The following is a 19,050-nucleotide window of genomic DNA, read 5'->3' on the forward strand; positions in this document are numbered from 1 at the left end:
GAATTTGGCGAAAGGGGTCATTCCGGTCACTGGCTGGGATGATCATCCGTGGCGAAGCTGGAGGCATGACATCTGAAGCGATCACCGTGCTGGGGCTGGGAAATCTCGGACGCGCGCTGGCGGAGGCGTTCGTGCGGGACGGCCGGTCCGTCGTGGTCTGGAACCGATCCGAGGCGAAGGCCGCAGGGCTGGCGGCGACCGTCGCGAGCAGCCCGGCGGAGGCGGTGGCGGCTGGTGGGCTCGTGGTCGTCGCTCTGCTCGATCATCAGGCGGCGCAACGGGTTTTGAGTGGTGTGGACGTGCGCGGGAAGGCGCTGGTGAACCTGACCTCCGGCACTCCTGACGAGGCTCGGGAACTGGCCGGGTGGGCTGCGGAGAGCGGGGCCGAGTACCTGCACGGTGCGGTGTACGCGGTGCCTCAGACGATCGGCACCGACGCGTCGTCGATCATCTACAGCGGGTCGTCGGTCGTGCACGAGCGTTGGCGGGAGACGTTGGCGCTGCTGGGGAAGGTCACGTTCCTCGGTGCCGATGCCGGGAGGGCGTCCGGGTACGACGTGGCGATCCTGTCCGGGATGTACGGGCTGCTCGGCGGGTTCCTGCACGCGGCGGCGCTGGCTCGGGTCAACGGGATCAAGGCCGGTGAGCTCACGCCGATGTTGTTGTCGTGGCTGACGGATCTCCAGCCGGCGTTGGAGACGTTCGCCGGGGAGATCGACGCGGCCGACTACGCCGGTGGTGAGTCGAGCCTCGCCATGAACCAGTCCGGGTTGGCCACCCTGATCCGGGCGGCGCAGGCGCAGGGCGTGCCGTTCGCGGCTTTGGACTCGCTGAAGGCGTTGGTGGACCGGCAGGTCGAGGGTGGGCGCGGGGAGGAGAGCTTCGCCCGCGCCGTCGAGTCGTTCTAGCCGCAGGTGCTCTCGGACCAGTCGGTGATGACCCAGCCGGCGCCGACCTTCTCCACGACGAACGTGCCCAGCCGCGGGCCGCCCTCGACGGTCAGGGCGCACGAGTCGATGGTGACCTTGGTGGTGGTCGGGGTCTTGAGCATGTCCGGCGGGAACAAGACCTGCTGGTACCTGTCGACGCTGGTGACCTTGGTCTTCAGGTCCTTGACCGCAGCGGCGCAATCGCTTGCGCCATAGGCGTTCGCGAACTTCTGACGCGTGTCGTCGCGCAGGAAGAGCGTGCAGGCGCGGGTCGTGTCGGCGAACGACACGTGCTTGTAGAACATGCCGACGGTGCCCTGCAGGCCGGCCGGTGCGGTGAGACCCTGCGCCGCGCCGGTCACGCCGCCGCTGTCCTGCGCGATGTCGCCGGGGTCGTCGACGCCGAAGAAGTGGTTGTAGGCCCACACGGTGCTGAAGACGACCAGCAGGAAGAAGAGCGCGCGCCAGAAGATGCGGCTGCCGAGCACGACGAGCCACCGGCGCTTGCCGCCAGGCTGCTGCGGAGCCTGCGGCGCCTGGCCCGTCGCCTGCTGGTAGCGCTGGAACTCCTGGAAGCGCTGGAACTCCTGGAACTGCCGCAGCTGCTCCGGGTCCGGCTGTGGGGCAGGCGGCTGGACAGGCGGCTGCGGCTGGCGGGGCGCGAGGTCCTTGCCTGGCTCGTCGGTCACACGTCACATTGTGCCGATTTGGATGGCCGGTACCCAGTCGGCTAGTCTTTTCGTGGTTCTACCGAAGACCGCAGGTTGTCTCCGCGAGGAGATCGAAGGCCCCGTTGCAACACGGGCGGCCCGCGCAGGGAGGACGAGGCTCAAGTTCTTGTGACGCCCCGTGCTGCTTGTGCGCGAGGGCGTTTTTGTTGTTTCGGGACCTTCTCCAGGCCGGCGGTCTAACCCAGCCCAGAGAGGAGGCGATCATGGCGAAGCCCACGAAGGTTACGGCGGTCGCTGAGCTTGCGGATTCCTTCCGCACCAGCTCGGCAGCGGTTGTCACTGAGTACCGTGGCCTCTCCATGGCGCAGCTCACGACGCTGCGTCGCGCTCTCGGCGCGGGCACCAAGTACACCGTCGCGAAGAACACGCTCGTCAAGCTCGCTGCTGCGGACGCCGGTGTGGAGGGCCTCGAGGCTCTTCTGTCCGGTCCGACCGCCATCGCGTTCGTCGAGGGCGAGCCCGTGGACGCCGCCAAGGCGATCCGCGACTTCGCGAAGGACAACAAGGCCCTGATCATCAAGGGCGGCTACATGGATGGCCGCCCGCTCTCGGTCGACGAGGTCACCGCCATTGCGGACCTCGAAACCCGTGAGGTGCTGCTCGCGAAGCTCGCGGGCGCGATGAAGGGCAACCTGGCCAAGGCCGCGGGTCTGTTCAACGCCCCGGCTTCCCAGGTCGCTCGCCTGGCTGCTGCCCTGCAGGAGAAGAAGGCCGCCGCGGCTCCCGCCGCCGAAGCCGACGCTCCCGCCGAAAGCTGATCACCCAAAGACACGCCCGACGCTTTCGCGCGGGAAATTAGAAAGGACCGCCGATCATGGCGAAGCTCAGCACCGAAGAGCTGCTCGACGCGTTCAAGGAGATGACCCTCCTCGAGCTGTCCGAGTTCGTGAAGCAGTTCGAGACGACCTTCGAGGTCACCGCCGCGGCGCCCGTCGCCGTTGCCGCCGCTGCCGGCCCCGCCGCGGGTGGCGCTGACGAGGCCGAGGAGCAGAGCGAGTTCAACGTCGTTCTCGAGTCCGCCGGCGACAAGAAGATCCAGGTCATCAAGGTCGTCCGTGAGGTCGTCTCTGGTCTGGGTCTGAAGGAGGCCAAGGAGCTCGTCGAGTCGGCTCCGAAGGCGATCCTCGAGGGCGTGGCGAAGGATGTTGCCGACGCCGCCAAGGAGAAGCTCGAGGCTGCGGGCGCCAAGATCACCGTCAAGTGATCTTTGCCCCCTGGTGGGGCTTGGTGTTTTGCGCTTTGGACGGGCGTGCATCCCTTTGTGGGGGTGTGCGCCCGTTTTTTGTGCGCGCTCGGTTTGGTTGGGTTCCCCGGCTGCGTTGGCGGGGTTGCTGTTGCGTGCTTCCCCTGGGGGCTCTGCCCCCAGACCCCCGGCAATCTGATCAGGGGGCCCGCGCTGCCTGCGGGTAGATGGCACGCCTGTTGCGTTGAGCGGCTGCCGGTTGCGTAGTTGTGTGCGTTGGCGGTGGGGTCCCATCACGAGCCGAGCCAAGAGCGGGCCACACCTGAGGGGTGAGGTCAAGTCGACGAAAAGCGTGTCGACTTGACCTCACCCCTCAGGTGCAGCAAGAGCTATGGCGCGACTCGTGATGGGACCCCACCGCCCCTCGGGCTTGGTAAAGACGGCTCGCCTGCGGCATCGCATGGCCAGACGGCTCGCCTGCGGCATCGCAGAGCTGCTGTTGCCGGTGTGTTTCGAGTCACATTGGTCTCGTTAGTTCCGGTTGTCAGGCAGTGGTCTAGGGCTTGGTGACCGTTTTGCGAGGTCACGCTCTGTGGCGTTATCTGAACGAAACCGCCGTTAGGCCAACTGGTGAGTAACCTGCCGCGAACGAACTCGTTGCCCAGGTGTGACGCCGATCGCTGCGGCGTCCTCGGGCGTGTGCGGAGGTGCGGATGGGCGTCGAGGTGGTCGTCGAGGGTCTGACCAAGTCCTTCGGCAAACAGACCATCTGGCAGGACGTCACGCTCACGTTGCCGCCGGGTGAGGTCAGCGTGATGCTCGGGCCTTCTGGTACTGGCAAGAGCGTGTTCCTGAAGTCGTTGGTCGGGTTGCTCAAGCCTGAGCAGGGCAAGATCGTGATCAACGGGACTGATCTCGTCCGGTGTTCTGAGCACCGGTTGTACGAGATTCGGAAGATGTTCGGCGTGCTGTTCCAGGACGGTGCGTTGTTCGGGTCGATGGACCTGTACGACAACATCGCGTTTCCGTTGCGGGAGCACACTCGCAAGACCGAGGCCGAGGTTCGGCGGATCGTTCTCGAGAAGATGGAGATGGTCGGTCTTGTCGGGGCTGAGAAGAAGCTGCCCGGTGAGATCTCCGGTGGTATGCGCAAGCGGGCTGGTCTTGCTCGTGCGCTGGTGCTGGATCCCGAGATCATTTTGTGCGATGAGCCGGACTCCGGGTTGGACCCTGTTCGCACTGCCTATCTGAGTCAGTTGTTGATCGATCTCAACGCTCAGATCGACGCGACGATTCTGATCGTCACGCACAACATCAACATTGCTCGTACCGTGCCGGACAACCTGGGGATGTTGTTCCGGCGGGAGCTTGTCATGTTCGGGCCTCGTGAGGTGTTGCTGACCAGCGACGAGCCCGTTGTGGAGCAGTTCCTGAACGGGCGGCGGCTTGGGCCCATCGGGATGTCCGAGGAGAAGGACACGGCCACTATGGCCGCTGAGCAGGCTCATGCTGACGCCGGGCACTCGGACGGGTCCACCTCTGAGGATGTGCGGGGGATCATTCCGCAGATCGAGCCGACGCCCGGGTTGCCGTTCCGGGACGCTGTGCGGCGGCGCAAGGATCGGGTCATGTCGATCATTCACCAGCTGCCTCACCAGGCTCAGCAGGGGATCATCGAGAGTCTTTCGGCTGAGGAGCAGGTTCGGTACGGCGTGCACGCCGGGGTGCCTGCTGTGGCGCCTTCGCCCAGTCCCTGGCCTCGGCAGGGTGGTGTTCTGTGACCACTCAGGCCTCGTTCCCCGGTGCTGGGGCGCTGCGGGAGACCGGGAAGCTCTGTCAGCTCGGGATCGACGTCGTGCGCACCACTTTTCGGCGGCCGTTCCAGCTGCGGGAGTTCATCCAGCAGAGTTGGTTCATCGTCAGCGTGACGGTGTTGCCGACGGCGCTGGTGTCGATTCCGTTCGGTGCTGTCATCGCGTTGCAGCTCGGGAGCCTCACCAGGCAGATCGGTGCTCAGTCGTTCACGGGTGCGGCCAGTGTGCTCGCGATCATCCAGCAGGCCAGTCCGATCGTGACGGCGTTGTTGATCGCTGGAGCAGGCGGGTCTGCCATTTGTGCGGATCTCGGTTCTCGGAAGATCCGCGAAGAGATCGACGCGATGGAAGTGCTCGGGGTGTCGCCGATCCATCGGCTCGTGGTGCCTCGGGTGCTTGCGGCGATGCTCGTGTCCGTGCTGCTCAACGGCATGGTGAGTGTCGTTGGTGTGATGGGCGGTTACTTCTTCAACGTGGTCATGCAGGACGGCACGCCTGGTGCGTACCTGGCGAGTTTTTCTGCGTTGGCGCAGTTGCCTGATCTGTGGATCAGTGAGTTGAAGGCGCTGATCTTCGGGTTCATCGCCGGGATCGTGGCGGCCTATCGGGGGTTGAACCCCGCTGGTGGGCCCAAGGGTGTGGGGGACGCGGTGAACCAGGCCGTGGTCATCACGTTCCTGCTGCTGTTCTTCGTCAACTTCGTCCTCACCACGATCTACCTGCAGGTCGTGCCAGCGAAGGGGAGCTGATGGCGAACAAGGTGCTCTCCACCCTCGACGGGTTCGGCGACCAGCTGTCGTTCTACATCAAGGCGCTGGCGTGGACGCCCCGTGCGCTCAAGCGGTACTCCAAGGAGACGCTGCGGTTGCTGGCCGAGGTCAGTTTCGGCAGCGGGGCGCTTGCGGTCATCGGCGGCACGATCGGTGTGATGGTCGGACTGTCCGTGTTCACGGGCACGGTGGTCGGGTTGCAGGGCTTCACGGCTTTGAACCAGATCGGCACGTCTGCGTTTGCCGGGTTCGTTTCCGCCTACTTCAACACTCGTGAGATCGCGCCGCTGGTCGCTGGGCTGGCGTTGTCGGCGACCGTCGGGTCTGGGTTCACGGCTCAGCTCGGGGCCATGCGGATCTCCGAGGAGATCGATGCTCTCGAGGTCATGGGGATTCCCAGCCTGCCGTTCCTGGTGACGACGCGGATCATCGCCGGGTTCGTCGCGATCATCCCGCTGTACGTGATCGGGTTGTTGACGAGCTATCTGGCCGCTCGCACGATCACCGTGGAGTTCTACGGGCAGTCGGCCGGTACGTACGACCACTACTTCAACCTGTTCCTACCGCCGATCGACGTGCTCTGGTCGTTCGGCAAGGTGCTGGTCTTCGCGGTCGTGATCATCATGACCCACTGCTACTACGGCTACCGCGCGTCCGGCGGTCCGGCCGGCGTTGGTGTGGCGGTCGGGCGTGCGGTGCGGACCGCGATCGTCACGACGGCGCTGCTCGACTTCTTCCTGAGCCTCGCGATCTGGGGCGCGACGACGACGGTGAGGATCGCCGGATGAAGAAACGCGTGCTGGGCATCGCCTTTCTTCTTGCGATCGCCATGTTCCTGTCGCTCACCGTGGCGCTCTACAAGGACGCGTTCGGCGACTACGTGGAGGTCACGCTCAAGACCGACCACATCGGCAACCAGCTGCAGACCGCGAGTGACGTCAAGGTGCGCGGGCTGATCGTCGGTTCGGTGAAGGCCATCCGCACCAGCGGGGACGGGGCCGAGCTGGAGCTGGCGCTGTTGCCGGACAAGGTCGAGCAGATCCCGTCCAACGTCAGCGCGCGGCTGCTGCCCAAGACGTTGTTCGGTGAGCGGTACGTCAACCTCGTGCTGCCGCAGCAGAAGAGCGCGGCCATCACCCAAGGTGCGGTCATCTCGCAGGACCGGACCAGCAGTGCGATCGAGCTCGAACGCGTGCTCGACAACCTGATGCCGGTGCTGCAGGCGATCCAGCCGGAGAAGCTCGCCACCACGTTGACGGCGTTGTCGCAGGCGCTCGACGGCCGGGGCAAGCCGCTCGGCGAGACGCTGGTGTCGCTCGACTCCTACCTCGGTGAGCTCAACCCGCAGCTGCCCGCGCTGAAGGAGAACATCTCCAAGCTCGCGGACGTCGCGAACGTCTACTCGGACGCCGCGCCGGACCTGTTGCAGGCGCTCAACGACATGACCACGACGACCAAGACCGTCGTCGACCAGCGCGAGAACCTGTTGTCCCTGTACGGCTCGCTGACCACGACGTCGCAGGACGTCACGAGCTTCGTCACGGTCAACAAGAACAACATCATCGCGCTCGCCGACACCAGCCGTCCGACGCTGGAACTGCTCGCGAAGTACGCGCCCGAGTACCCCTGCCTGCTCAAGGGGCTCGCGGAGTTCGAGCCGGTGATCAGCAAGGCGTTCGGTGAGGGCACCAACGAGCCCGGTCTGCACATCACGCTGGAGATCACGCAGAACCGCGGCAAGTACAAGCCGAACCTCGACGAGCCCGAGTACCGGGACAAGCGCGGACCCCGCTGCTACGACCTGATCCCGCGGCCGGACCCGTTCCCGCAGTACCCGCCGGAGGGGCCGGTGCAGGACGGTTCCAGCTCGCCGCCGCCCGCCCGCGTCGCGAACGACGGCGTCATCCCTCCCGGCGCGACCATGCCGCAGTCCGCTGACGTGCTGCGGCTCGCCAACTCCCCGGAGGAGGCCCGGTTGATCGCCGCGCTCTTCGGGCCGCGCATCGGCGTCGACCCGCAGGACATGCCCGGCTGGTCGAGCCTGCTGCTCGGCCCGCTCGTCCGCGGGACGGAGGTGACCGTCAAGTGAAGGGACTGCTCGCCCCGCTGCTCAAGCTGATCGCCTTCGCGGTGGTCACGATCCTCGCCACATCGCTGCTCGCGGTCACGATCGCCAACGTGAACCTGGCCAGCGCCACCGGGTACAAGGCGCAGTTCACCGACGTCACCGCGCTCAACGAGGGTGACGACATCCGCATCGCCGGCGTCCGCGTCGGGCAGGTGGACGGGATCAAGGTCGTCGACCGCAAGACCGCCGAGGTCGAGTTCTCGATCGACGGTGACCGGAAGCTGCCCGAGGCCGTCACCGCGACGATCAAGTACCGCAACCTGGTGGGGCAGCGGTACATCGCGCTGGAGTCCGGTACCGGTGACACCAAGGCCGTGCTGGCCGAGGGCGGCACTATCCCGTTGGAGCGGACCAAAGCCGCGCTGGACCTGACCGTGCTGTTCAACGGCTTCAAGCCGCTCTTCCAGGCGCTGTCGCCCGACGACGTGAACAAGCTGTCGTTCGAGATCATCCAGGTGCTGCAGGGAGAAGGCAGCACGATCGACAGCCTGCTGCAGCACACGGCCTCGCTGACCAGCACGCTGGCGAGCAAGGACAAGGTGATCGGCGAGGTCGTCGACAACCTCAACACCGCGCTGGAGACCGTGAACTCGCGCGACGAGGACTTCAACAACCTCGTGATCACGTTGCAGACGCTGGTCTCCGGGCTCGCGCAGGACCGTCAGCCGATCGGTGACGCCATCACCGCGCTCGGCGACCTGACGCAGGCCACCTCCGGGCTGCTGGAGCAGGGCCGCGAGCCGTTGAAGAACGACATCGCGCAGCTCGGCATCGTCTCGAAGACGTTGGGCGACAACGAGGTGCTCGTCGACCGCATGCTGCAGCGCCTGCCCAACAAGCTGGAGACGATCACCCGGACCGCGACCTACGGCTCGTGGTTCAACTTCTACCTGTGCGAGGCCAGCGGCCAGATCGCCGTGCCGCCGGTCATCAACAACCCGATTCCGATCACGGCGTTGCCGGTGACACAGCAGAGGTGCCGCCGATGAAGACCTCGAACCCGATCAGGACGGGTGCGATCAGCCTGACGTTGATCGCCCTGCTGCTGCTGGCCGCCTTCTACTCCGACGACCTGCCGATCGTCGGCGGCGGCACCTCGTACGCCGCCGACTTCAGCGAGGCCGCGGGACTGGTGGCGGGCAACGAGGTCCGCGTCGCCGGCGTGAAGGTCGGCAAGGTCACCAAGGTCGAGCTCAACGGCGACCGGGTGCGGGTGACGTTCAAGGTCAAGGACGCCTGGGTGGGCGATCGGACGACCGCGATGATCCGCATCAAGACGTTGCTGGGGCAGAAGTTCGTGGCGCTGGACCCGCAGGGCACCCAGCCGCTCTCGCCCGGCGACCCGATCCCGAAGGAGCGCACGCTCGCGCCGTACGACGTGAACGAGGCGTTCAACGGGCTCGCGACGACCGTCGGGCAGATCGACACCAAGCAGCTCGCGGACAGCTTCACGGTCCTGTCCGACACCTTCAAGAACTCGCCGGAGCACGTCCGGGGCGCGCTCGACGGCCTGTCCGCGTTGTCGAAGACGATCTCCTCGCGCGACCAGCAGCTGGCGAAGCTCCTGGACAACACCAGGCAGCTGACCAAGACGCTGGCCGACCGCAACGCCGAGTTCGAGAAGCTGCTGTCGGACGGCAACCTGCTGCTGGGCGAGCTGCGCAAGCGCCGTGAGGCGATCAGCGCCTTGCTGGACGGCACGCGCTCGCTGTCCCGCGAGCTCAGCGGACTGGTGACGGACAACCAGAACCAGCTCAGGCCCGCGCTGGAGCAGCTCGGCCGGGTCACCACGATCCTGCAGCGCAACCAGGACAACCTCGACCGCAGCCTGGCGTTGATGGCGCCGTTCTACCGAGTGTTCGCGAACACCCTGGGCAACGGCCGGTGGTTCGACACCTACATCTGCGGTCTGCTGCCGCCCGCGGTGAACCTCGGCGTCGTCGGGTTCAACGAGGAAGGCTGCCTGCCGCCGGGGGTGCAGCGATGACTGACGTGGCACAGAGCAAGGTCGGCCGGTTCATCGCGATCGCGTGCGTGCTGGCGCTGGTCGTGACGGCGGCGTTGTGGTGGGTCTTCGCCGGGATGAACGGGCGCAGGGTCACCGCGCACTTCGCGGCGGCCGTCGGCGTCTACCCCGGCGGTGACGTGCGGGTTCTCGGCGTGAAGGTCGGCACGATCGACGAGGTGACGCCCGAGGGCAAGACCGTGAAGGTCGTGTTCACCGTCGACCGCGACGTGCGGGTGCCGGAGAACGCGCAGGCCGTCGTGGTCTCGCCGAGCGTCGTCTCCGACCGGTACGTGCAGCTCGCGCCCGCCTACACCGGCGGACCCGTGCTGGGTGACGATGCCGTGATCCCGCGGGAACGCACCGCGACGCCGGTGGAACTGGACGAGCTATACTCGTCGCTCGACAAGCTCACGACCGCGTTGGGGCCCAACGGTGCGAACGCGGACGGGGCGTTGGCGGACCTGCTGAACTCGGCGGCTCGGAATCTGGAAGGCAACGGCCAGGCGCTCAACGACACGTTGAAGAACCTCGGCCAGGCCACCCGGACGTTGTCGGGGTCCAAGGAGGACCTGTTCGCGACCGTCGACAACCTGCAGAAGTTCACCGCGATGCTGGCGGCGAACGACAGCCAGGTGCGCGACTTCAACAAGCAGCTCGCGGACGTGTCGAAGATGCTCGCCGACGAACGCGGTGACCTGGGGGCGGCGTTGAACGAGCTGGCGACCGCGCTGGGCATGGTGCAGGGGTTCATCAAGGACAACCGCGAGGTGCTCAAGTCCAATGTGGACAAGCTCGCCTCAATCACGCAGGTGCTGGTGAACCAGCGGGCAGCGCTGGCGGAGACGCTGGACGTGGCGCCGCTGGCGCTGGGCAACCTGCAGAACTCCTACAACGCGGCGTCCGGCACGCTCGACACCCGCGCGAACATCAACGAGCTGAACCAGCCGCCGATCGTGCTGATCTGCAAGCTGATCCAGCAGGCGACGCCGAACAACGTGCCGCCGGTGCTGGCGCAGACGTGCAAGCAGCTGGAGCCGATCCTGACCGGTGTGGTGCCGCTGAAGCCGCCGGCCGAGATCCTCAGCGACCTCAACGCGGGCAAGCTGCCGTTGCCCCTGCCGCTCGCGGGGGTGCCCCAGTGAGGAAGCTGGCTGTCGTCCTTTCCGCGTTGCTGCTGGCCGGTTGCGGTTCCGGTGGCTTCGACGGCGTCTACAACCTGCCGTTGCCGGGTGGTGCCGACGTCGGTGATCACCCGTACCGGGTCAAGGCGCAGTTCAAGGACGTGCTCGACCTCGTGCCGCAGGCCGGCGTGAAGGTCAACGACGTGCCGGTCGGGCGGGTCGAGAAGATCGACCTGGGTGCCGACGGCTGGACCGCCGAGGTGACGTTGCTGGTCAACGGGGACGTCCGGCTGCCGGCCAACGCGTTCGCGAAGCTGCGCCAGTCCGCGTTGCTGGGCGAGAAGTTCGTGGAGCTCGGGAAGCCCAAGGACGCGGTCGGCTCGTTGGCCGACAACGCCGTGATCCCGGTGGACCGCACCAACCGCAACCCCGAGGTCGAAGAGGTCTTCGGCGCGTTGTCGATGCTGCTCAACGGCGGTGGCGTGGCGCAGCTGCAGAACATCACCAAGGAGCTCAACGCGGCGATGGAGGGCAACGAGGCGGAGATCCGCTCGTTGCTGGGCAACCTCAACACGTTCGTCGGGGAGCTCGACAAGCACAAGGCGGAGATCGTCCGCGCGCTCGACTCCCTCAACCGGTTGTCCGGGACCTTGGCGCAGCAGCGGGACAAGATCGCGGTCGCGCTGACGGACCTGCAGCCCGGCCTGCAGGTGCTGGCCGAGCAGCGCACGCAGCTCGTGACGTTGCTGAACTCGTTGACCAAGCTCTCCGGCGTCGCGACGGACACGATCAACCGGAGCCGTGACGACATCGTGGCGGACCTGAAGGCGTTGCAGCCGACGCTGACCAAGCTGGTCGAGTCGGGGCAGAACCTGCCGAAGTCGCTGGAGCTGCTGCTGACCTACCCGTTCCCGGACGAGGCGGTCGACGGCATCAAGGGCGACTACACCAACGCGTTCATCGACCTCGACCTGAACCTCGGCACGGTGCTCGACAACCTCGGGCGGTCGCGGCAGTCGCCGATCGACTCGCTGATCCCGTCGCAGGGCACGCCGTTGCCGATGCCGAACATCCCGCTGCCGAGCCTCGGGCAGGGGACCGGGTCCGGGCTGGGCGACCTGCTCGGCGGTCTGCTGGGAGGTGGTCGCAGGTGATCCTGCGGTCGACGAAGCTCAAGATCGGCGCGTTCGTGCTGGTCGCGTTGCTGGGCATCTCTTACGTCAGCGCCACGTACGTCGGGCTGTTCAAGTCGTCGTCGACGGTCGTGACGATGCAGCTCGCGGATTCGGGCGGCATCTTCACCAACGCCGAGGTGACCTATCGCGGCGTGACGATCGGGCGGGTCGGGCAGCTGCGGCTCGCGTCCGACGGCATCGAGGTCGACCTGGAGCTGGACGCGGACGCGCCACGCGTGCCGTCCGCCCTGGAGGCCGTGGTGGCGAACCGGTCGGCGGTGGGTGAGCAGTACGTCGACCTGCGGCCCAAGTCCGACGGCGGACCCTACCTGGAGGCCGGGTCGGTCATCCCGCGTTCGTCCACGAAGACGCCTCCGCCGGTCGACGGGCTGCTGTCCAACCTGGACTCGTTCGCCTCGTCCGTGCCGACGGACTCCCTGCGGACCGTGGTCGACGAGCTGCACACGGCGTTCAGCGGGACCGGTGGCGACCTGCAGGTGTTGATCGACAACACCGCGGCGTTCACGGCGGCCGCTCGCGAGCACCTGCCGCAGACGACGCAGCTGCTGAAGGACGGGCGGATCGTGCTGGCCACGCAGGCCGCGTCCGGTGGCGCCATCCGGTCGTTCAGCGGTGACCTGCGGTTGCTCGCCGAGCAGCTCAAGGCGTCCGACGGCGACCTGCGGCGGTTGATCGTGGCGGTGCCGCCGGCGTCCGAGCAGGTGTCGGCGTTGCTTCGTGAAAGTGGGCCGAACCTGGGAGTGGTCTTCGCGAACCTGCTGACGACGTCGAACATCCTCGTGACCAGGCGTGATGGTTTGGAACAGATCGCGGTGACGTACCCCATCGCCGTCGGTGGCGGGTTCTCCGTGGCGCCGGGCGACGGGTCTGCGCACTTCGGACTGGCCCTGAACGTGTTCGACCCGATGCCGTGCACGGTCGGATACGAGGGCACGACGATCCGTCCCGGTGGCGACACCTCGGCCGCGCCGCTGAACACGCAGGCGTACTGCGCTCTCGCGCGCGGGTCGGCGACGTCGGTGCGAGGCTCGCAGAATGCGCCATACGGTGGAACGCCGACCACGCCGGTCGGCAACGCGACCTCGCAGCCCGGCCAGGAGCCGACGGGGCAGGCAGCTGCTCCCGAGGTGCCGTTGCTGACGTCGCTGGGCCAGCTGCTCGGCCTGCCTTCGGAGGGGAAGAAGTAGTGCGGATCTTCACGGTGGTCGCCGCCGTCCTGGCGGTGCTGACGTTCGGGTACGCCGCTTATTTCGGCGTGGCCTGGTACTCGGCGTCCAACTCGTCGTCGGCGTCGTTCGCCTCCGTCCGCGACGAGGCCCTGCGCTCCGGCCAGGTGGGCGTCACGAACTTCCTGACGCTCGACTACAAGAAGGTCGACGAGGACCTGCGGCGCTGGCTCAACTCGTCGACCGGCGAGCTGCGCGCCGAGATCGACAAGGACAAGGACTCGCGCAAGAAGCAGCTGGTCGACGCCAAGTCCGTGACGACGTCGAAGGTCCTCGACGCCGCGATCACCGAGCTGGACGATCGCGCCGGCAGCGCGTCGATGATCGCCGTGGTCGAGAGCACCGTGACGCCCGACGGCGGCCAGCAGGTCACCAAGATCAACCGGTACCTGACCAAGCTCACCCGCACCGAGGACGGCTGGAAGCTCTCGCAGCTCGGCCCCCTGCGGGCAGGCGTCTGATCCGGCCAGAGCTGATTGGAACGAGTGCACGTGCCCCCTTCCCGCCGCCGCCCCATTCCCACGCCGCCCGCCGGAGGCCGTCCGAAGGTCGCCGGCCTGAACCGCCGCGCGTCCGCCGAGCCTGCGGTCTCGCCTTCGGACGCGCCTTCGCCTGTGGTCGAGCCTGTGGAGCCCGTCGGCGAGGCTGTGGAGTCCGCTGGCGAGGCTGTGGTCGAGGACGTGACGCCGGAGGTCGAGCCGGTGGCCGAAGACCTCAAGGCGCCGGAAGCGCTCGACTGGACCCCGTCGGCCACGCCGAAGAAGAAGGCCGCGGCGGCTGTGAAGGCCGAGCCGGCCGACCAGGTCGACGCGGCGGAGGCTCCGTTTCGGGGCTGGATGATCCCCGCGGCACTGCTGGTGGTCGCGGTCCTGCTGGGCGCCCTGGGAACGTTCTTCCTGATGAAGTCGCGCTCGGTGTCCTACGACGCCGCCCTGGTCGACTCCGCCACCACCTCGGAGGTCAACGGCCAGATCCGCGAGGCCGTGGAGAAGTCGTTCTCGTACAACTTCGCCGATGTCGAGTCCACCGAGAAGGCCGCCAAGGAACTGCTCACCGGCAAGGCCTTGTGCCAGTACAACGCCGTGTTCGGCCCGGTGAAGGAAGTCGCACCACAACAGAAGCTCGTCGTGACCGTCCGCGTCGTCTCGTCGGCCGTGTCCTCTCTCAAGGACGACCACGCCACCGTGCTCGTGTTCGCCGACCAGGTCACCACCCGCACCACCGACAACCAGTCGGGCGGCGGCACCGCCATGCTGCGCGTGAGCGCGGTCGACGACGGCGGCCGGTGGAAGATCGACAACATGGAGATGTTCGGGGCGACGGCGGAGCAGAACCGCCAACTGCAGGGCTGCTGACCGCAGCGGGTTCCGCGCTCGGGCCTGGCTCCGCTTTCGCGCCTGGTTCCGCTCGCGCCTGGTTCCGCTCGCGCCTGGTTCCGCTCGCGCACGGCTCTGCTTTCGCGCACGGCGCGGCTCTCGCGTACGGCTCCGCACGCGCGAACGGCGCGGCTCTCGCGCACGGCTCTGCCCTCGCGCACGGCGCGGCTTTCGCGCACGGCTTCGCACGCGCGTACGGCTCTGCTCTCGCGCAGCTCTCACGCATGGCTCTGCGCGCGCACGGCTCCGCGCTCGCGCACGGGATTGCATTCACGCGAGGGTTCGGCGTTCGTGCGTGACTGGCTACTCGCGAGTGGCACCGCACTTACGCACGCCCCGCCGAGTGCAAGCCTGCCGGCTTTTCTCGCCGGGTTCCGCGACAAGACGCGCCTTCGCCCGCCGACACTCTCCCCAGCCCACCGGGCACCTCACCTCACCCCCGGTGACCCTGCTCGGCAGCCCCAACCGCGCAGTCCACCGCCAGCCGCACCGCCAGCCGCACCGCCAGCCCCATCCGCCGCAGTCCCACCGCCGGCCCACCGCACACCTCAACCCACCGCGTCCCAGCCCCACCCACCCAACTCGTTTGGAGCAGGCCGGCGCCGGGTATCTGATCACCGTCCCCTAAGATCAACTCCGCCGCGAGGACGCCCCAACAGCCCCAGAAGCACCGATGCGACGTCTTCCGCCAGCCCCGACACGCGTGATCTCGGTCACACAAATCTCGTGGCCCTCTGTAAGTCCACTTGAGGCCGTCAACTTCCCACCAAAACGGCCGTACACGTGTTTCCCCAGGTCAATTGGGTGACTTGCAGTAAACAGCGCTCCATCCAGAGGGTGGATCGGCCCGCAACATCTTGACTGCGCGCTCATGCAGGGTCACTCTGTCGGTGAGCAAGAGGAGGGTCCTTCCAGGTGCCTCTCGACAGTCGCCGTGCGCGTGGCTAGACTGCCCCTTTGCGCTGCCCATTTTCCGCTTGCCCTTCGCCGAGAGCGTGGATTATGCGGGCATCGCCGCACCCTTGACAGCCGTGCTAGTTCGCTCTAGCCAGCTACCTGTCCCTGGAAGGACGCATCTTGGCGATCTCTCGCGCGACCAAGGCCACTGCTGCGACCAACTCCACGTCGGGGATCCCTGGAGCGCCGAAGCGGGTCTCGTTCGCGAAGATTCACGAGCCGCTTTCGACGCCCAACCTGCTTGACCTGCAGATCCAGTCCTTTGAATGGCTCACCGGTGACGAGGCGTGGTTCCAGCGCCGTATCGACGCCGGTGACGAGAACCCGACGGGCGGCCTCGAAGAGGTCCTCAACGAGATCTCGCCGATCGAGGACTTCTCCGGCTCCATGTCACTGTCCTTCTCCGACCCGCGCTTCGATGAGGTCAAGGCCTCGACCGAAGAGTGCAAGGACAAGGACATGACGTACGCGGCACCGTTGTTCGTCACGGCGGAGTTCACCAACCACACCACTGGCGAGATCAAGAGCCAGACGGTGTTCATGGGTGACTTCCCGATGATGACGAACAAGGGCACGTTCATCATCAACGGCACTGAGCGCGTGGTGGTCTCTCAGCTCGTGCGTTCGCCCGGTGTGTACTACGACACCGCGGTCGACAAGACGACCGACAAGGACGTCTTCAGCGTCAAGATCATCCCGTCCCGGGGTGCTTGGCTGGAGTTCGACGTCGACAAGCGCGACACCGTCGGTGTCCGCATCGACCGGAAGCGTCGCCAGCCGGTGACGGTGCTGTTGAAGGCTCTGGGCTGGAGCACGGAGCAGATTCGCGAGCGGTTCGCGTTCAGCGAGACGTTGCTGACCACGCTCGAGAAGGACCACACCGCAGGCACCGACGAGGCGTTGCTCGACATCTACCGCAAGCTGCGTCCGGGCGAGCCGCCGACGAAGGAGTCGGCGCAGGCCCTGCTGGAGAACCTGTTCTTCAAGGACAAGCGCTACGACCTGGCGAAGGTTGGCCGTTACAAGGTCAACAAGAAGCTGGGGCTGGACACCGAGATCAACACCGGTGTCCTGACCGAGGACGACATCGTCACGACGATCGAGTACCTCGTCCGCCTGCACGCGGGTGAGACGCTGATGGACGCCGCCGCCGGTGGCGACGTGCCCGTCGAGGTCGACGACATCGACCACTTCGGCAACCGTCGTCTGCGCACCGTGGGCGAGCTGATCCAGAACCAGATCCGCGTCGGCCTGTCCCGCATGGAGCGCGTCGTCCGCGAGCGCATGACCACGCAGGACGTCGAGGCCATCACGCCGCAGACCCTGATCAACATCCGTCCCGTCGTGGCGGCGATCAAGGAGTTCTTCGGCACCTCGCAGCTCTCGCAGTTCATGGACCAGACCAACCCGCTCGCGGGTCTGACCCACAAGCGCCGCCTGTCGGCACTGGGTCCTGGCGGTCTGTCCCGTGAGCGCGCCGGCATGGAGGTCCGCGACGTCCACCCGTCGCACTACGGCCGCATGTGCCCGATCGAGACGCCGGAAGGCCCGAACATCGGTCTGATCGGTTCGCTCTCGAGCTACGCGCGGGTCAACCCGTTCGGCTTCATCGAGACGCCGTACCGCAAGGTGACCGACGGCCGGGTCACCGACCAGATCGACTACCTGACCGCGGACGAGGAAGACCGCTTCGTCAAGGCGCAGGCGAACTCGCCGACCGACGACGAGGGCAACTTCACCGACGACCGCGTCCTGGTCCGCAAGAAGGGCGGCGAGGTCGAGTTCATCGACCCGACCGACGTCGACTACATGGACGTCTCGCCGCGCCAGATGGTGTCGGCCGCGACGGCCATGATCCCGTTCCTCGAGCACGACGACGCGAACCGCGCCCTGATGGGTGCGAACATGCAGCGTCAGGCCGTTCCGCTGCTCCGCTCCGAGTCGCCGCTCGTCGGCACCGGCATGGAGCTGCGTGCCGCGGTCGACGCCGGTGACGTCGTCGTCGCGAAGAAGACGGGTGTGGTCGAGGAGGTCTCCGCCGACTACATCACCGTCATGGCCGACGACGGTGCGCGCAACACCTACGCGCTGCACAAGTTCCGTCGCTCGAACCAGGGCACCTGCATCAACCAGAAGCCCATCGTCAACGAGGGCGACCGCGTCGAGGCGGGCCAGGTGCTGGCCGACGGTCCTTGCACCGAGAACGCCGAGATGGCGCTCGGCAAGAACCTGCTCGTGGCGATCATGCCGTGGGAAGGCCACAACTACGAGGACGCGATCATCCTGTCGCAGCGCCTCGTGCAGGACGACGTTCTCACCTCGATCCACATCGAGGAGCACGAGATCGACGCCCGCGACACGAAGCTCGGCGCCGAGGAGATCACCCGGGATATCCCGAACGTCTCCGAAGAGGTCCTGGCCGACCTGGACGAGCGCGGCATCATCCGCATCGGTGCCGAGGTCCAGCCGGGCGACATCCTCGTCGGCAAGGTCACGCCCAAGGGCGAGACCGAGCTGACGCCCGAGGAGCGCCTGCTCCGCGCGATCTTCGGTGAGAAGGCGCGCGAGGTCCGCGACACGTCGCTGAAGGTGCCGCACGGCGAGTACGGCAAGGTCATCGGCATCCGCGTCTTCTCGCGTGAGGACGACGACGAGCTGCCTCCGGGCGTGAACGAGCTCGTCCGCGTCTACGTGGCCCAGAAGCGCAAGATCCAGGACGGTGACAAGCTCGCCGGCCGCCACGGCAACAAGGGCGTCATCGGCAAGATCCTCCCCGCGGAGGACATGCCGTTCCTCGAGGACGGCACGCCGGTCGACATCATCCTGAACACGCACGGTGTGCCGCGTCGTATGAACATCGGCCAGGTGCTGGAGACCCACCTCGGGTGGATCGCCAAGCAGGGCTGGAGCATCAACGGGGACCCGGACTGGGCGAAGAACCTGTCCGAGGACCTGATGGACGTCGAGCCCGGCACCAAGACCGCGACCCCCGTGTTCGACGGCGCGAAGGAAGAGGAGATCACGGGCCTGCTCGGCTCGACGATCCCGAACCGCGACGGCGAGCGCATGGTCAAGGAGAACGGGAAGGCGCAGCTCTTCGACGGCCGCTCCGGCGAGCCGTACCCGTTCCCCGTGTCGGTCGGCTACATGTACATCCTGAAGCTGCTGCACCTGGTGGACGACAAGATCCACGCGCGTTCGACCGGCCCGTACTCGATGATCACGCAGCAGCCGCTGGGTGGTAAGGCGCAGTTCGGTGGTCAGCGCTTCGGTGAGATGGAGTGCTGGGCGATGCAGGCGTACGGCGCCGCATACACCCTGCAGGAACTCCTCACCATCAAGTCCGACGACGTGCTCGGCCGCGTGAAGGTCTACGAGGCCATCGTCAAGGGCGAGAACATCCCGGAACCCGGTATCCCGGAGTCCTTCAAGGTGCTGCTCAAGGAGCTGCAGTCGCTCTGCCTCAACGTCGAGGTCCTGTCTTCGGACGGTGCCGCGATCGAGATGCGCGACGGCGACGACGAAGACCTGGAGCGCGCGGCCGCGAACCTCGGCATCAACCTGTCGAGGTCCGAGTCGCCCTCCGTGGACGACGTCGTCAACTAGTCACC

16 protein-coding genes are annotated in these 19,050 nt (G+C 66.7%); 15 read left to right on the forward strand and 1 reads right to left on the reverse strand.

Features of this window, described 5'->3' with window-relative positions; all coding sequences use genetic code 11:
* Positions 1–65: 65 nt before the first annotated feature.
* Positions 66–908 (forward strand): NAD(P)-dependent oxidoreductase, encoded by an 843-nt coding sequence (locus tag IEY88_RS39980; RefSeq protein WP_189160132.1) that lies wholly within the window; start codon positions 66–68, stop codon positions 906–908.
* On the opposite strand, the gene IEY88_RS39985 is transcribed toward IEY88_RS39980, so the two are convergent.
* Positions 905–1,618 carry a hypothetical protein gene (locus tag IEY88_RS39985; RefSeq protein WP_189160133.1) on the reverse strand — a complete coding sequence of 238 codons (714 nt, stop codon included), beginning with the start codon at positions 1,616–1,618 and terminating at the stop codon, positions 905–907. The two genes, IEY88_RS39980 and IEY88_RS39985, sit on opposite strands and share 4 nt — an antisense overlap.
* 245 nt (positions 1,619–1,863) lie before the next feature.
* Here IEY88_RS39985 and rplJ point away from each other — a divergent pair, with 245 nt between their 5' ends.
* From rplJ to rpoB, 14 genes are all read left to right on the forward strand, one after another.
* Positions 1,864–2,418, forward strand: coding sequence for a 50S ribosomal protein L10 (rplJ, locus tag IEY88_RS39990; protein ID WP_093606340.1), 555 nt, complete (start codon positions 1,864–1,866; stop codon positions 2,416–2,418).
* 56 nt (positions 2,419–2,474) lie between these two features.
* A complete protein-coding gene (gene rplL, locus IEY88_RS39995; protein WP_189160134.1) occupies positions 2,475–2,864 on the forward strand; it encodes a 50S ribosomal protein L7/L12 in 390 nt (129 codons plus the stop codon).
* 692 nt (positions 2,865–3,556) lie between these two features.
* Positions 3,557–4,624 carry an ABC transporter ATP-binding protein gene (locus IEY88_RS40000; protein ID WP_189160135.1) on the forward strand — a complete coding sequence of 356 codons (1,068 nt, stop codon included), beginning with the start codon at positions 3,557–3,559 and terminating at the stop codon, positions 4,622–4,624.
* Positions 4,621–5,406: an MlaE family ABC transporter permease gene (locus IEY88_RS40005; RefSeq protein WP_229694202.1), complete on the forward strand. Its 786-nt coding sequence runs from the start codon at positions 4,621–4,623 to the stop codon at positions 5,404–5,406. Before IEY88_RS40000 ends, IEY88_RS40005 begins: the two co-directional genes overlap by 4 nt.
* The gene (locus tag IEY88_RS40010; protein ID WP_090065886.1) at positions 5,406–6,215 is read left to right on the forward strand and encodes an MlaE family ABC transporter permease; all 810 of its coding nucleotides are present in this window, start codon (positions 5,406–5,408) and stop codon (positions 6,213–6,215) included. Before IEY88_RS40005 ends, IEY88_RS40010 begins: the two co-directional genes overlap by 1 nt.
* Entirely contained in the window at positions 6,212–7,516 is a 1,305-nt protein-coding gene (locus IEY88_RS40015) for an MCE family protein (RefSeq protein ID WP_189160136.1), read from the forward strand. Before IEY88_RS40010 ends, IEY88_RS40015 begins: the two co-directional genes overlap by 4 nt.
* Positions 7,513–8,544, forward strand: coding sequence for an MCE family protein (locus tag IEY88_RS40020; RefSeq protein ID WP_189160137.1), 1,032 nt, complete (start codon positions 7,513–7,515; stop codon positions 8,542–8,544). The genes IEY88_RS40015 and IEY88_RS40020 overlap by 4 nt, the downstream gene beginning before the upstream one ends.
* On the forward strand, positions 8,541–9,542 hold the full coding sequence (locus IEY88_RS40025) for an MCE family protein (RefSeq protein WP_189160138.1): 1,002 nt from the start codon (positions 8,541–8,543) through the stop codon (positions 9,540–9,542). The genes IEY88_RS40020 and IEY88_RS40025 overlap by 4 nt, the downstream gene beginning before the upstream one ends.
* Entirely contained in the window at positions 9,539–10,705 is a 1,167-nt protein-coding gene (locus IEY88_RS40030; RefSeq protein ID WP_189160139.1) for an MCE family protein, read from the forward strand. Before IEY88_RS40025 ends, IEY88_RS40030 begins: the two co-directional genes overlap by 4 nt.
* Entirely contained in the window at positions 10,702–11,838 is a 1,137-nt protein-coding gene (locus IEY88_RS40035) for an MCE family protein (RefSeq protein ID WP_189160140.1), read from the forward strand. Before IEY88_RS40030 ends, IEY88_RS40035 begins: the two co-directional genes overlap by 4 nt.
* The gene (locus IEY88_RS40040) at positions 11,835–13,067 is read left to right on the forward strand and encodes an MCE family protein (protein WP_189160141.1); all 1,233 of its coding nucleotides are present in this window, start codon (positions 11,835–11,837) and stop codon (positions 13,065–13,067) included. Before IEY88_RS40035 ends, IEY88_RS40040 begins: the two co-directional genes overlap by 4 nt.
* Positions 13,067–13,567: an Rv1363c family protein gene (locus IEY88_RS40045; protein WP_189160142.1), complete on the forward strand. Its 501-nt coding sequence runs from the start codon at positions 13,067–13,069 to the stop codon at positions 13,565–13,567. Before IEY88_RS40040 ends, IEY88_RS40045 begins: the two co-directional genes overlap by 1 nt.
* Before the next feature lie 30 nt (positions 13,568–13,597).
* A complete protein-coding gene (locus IEY88_RS40050; protein WP_189160143.1) occupies positions 13,598–14,461 on the forward strand; it encodes a hypothetical protein in 864 nt (287 codons plus the stop codon).
* A 1,098-nt stretch (positions 14,462–15,559) separates the two neighbouring features.
* The gene (rpoB, locus tag IEY88_RS40055) at positions 15,560–19,045 is read left to right on the forward strand and encodes a DNA-directed RNA polymerase subunit beta (protein ID WP_189160144.1); all 3,486 of its coding nucleotides are present in this window, start codon (positions 15,560–15,562) and stop codon (positions 19,043–19,045) included.
* Positions 19,046–19,050 lie beyond the last annotated feature (5 nt).

The organism is Lentzea pudingi, from assembly GCF_014646255.1.
Taxonomy (GTDB): Bacteria; Actinomycetota; Actinomycetes; order Mycobacteriales; family Pseudonocardiaceae; genus Lentzea; species Lentzea pudingi.

Coding starts and splice junctions, on each gene's coding strand:
- rplL (WP_189160134.1), top strand. CDS start 2,475: ATGGCGAAGCTCAGCACCGAAGAGCTGCTCGACGCGTTCAAGGAGATG.
- IEY88_RS39980 (WP_189160132.1), top strand. CDS start 66: ATGACATCTGAAGCGATCACCGTGCTGGGGCTGGGAAATCTCGGACGC.
- IEY88_RS40010 (WP_090065886.1), top strand. CDS start 5,406: ATGGCGAACAAGGTGCTCTCCACCCTCGACGGGTTCGGCGACCAGCTG.
- IEY88_RS40015 (WP_189160136.1), top strand. CDS start 6,212: ATGAAGAAACGCGTGCTGGGCATCGCCTTTCTTCTTGCGATCGCCATG.
- IEY88_RS40030 (WP_189160139.1), top strand. CDS start 9,539: ATGACTGACGTGGCACAGAGCAAGGTCGGCCGGTTCATCGCGATCGCG.
- IEY88_RS40000 (WP_189160135.1), top strand. CDS start 3,557: ATGGGCGTCGAGGTGGTCGTCGAGGGTCTGACCAAGTCCTTCGGCAAA.
- rplJ (WP_093606340.1), top strand. CDS start 1,864: ATGGCGAAGCCCACGAAGGTTACGGCGGTCGCTGAGCTTGCGGATTCC.
- IEY88_RS40025 (WP_189160138.1), top strand. CDS start 8,541: ATGAAGACCTCGAACCCGATCAGGACGGGTGCGATCAGCCTGACGTTG.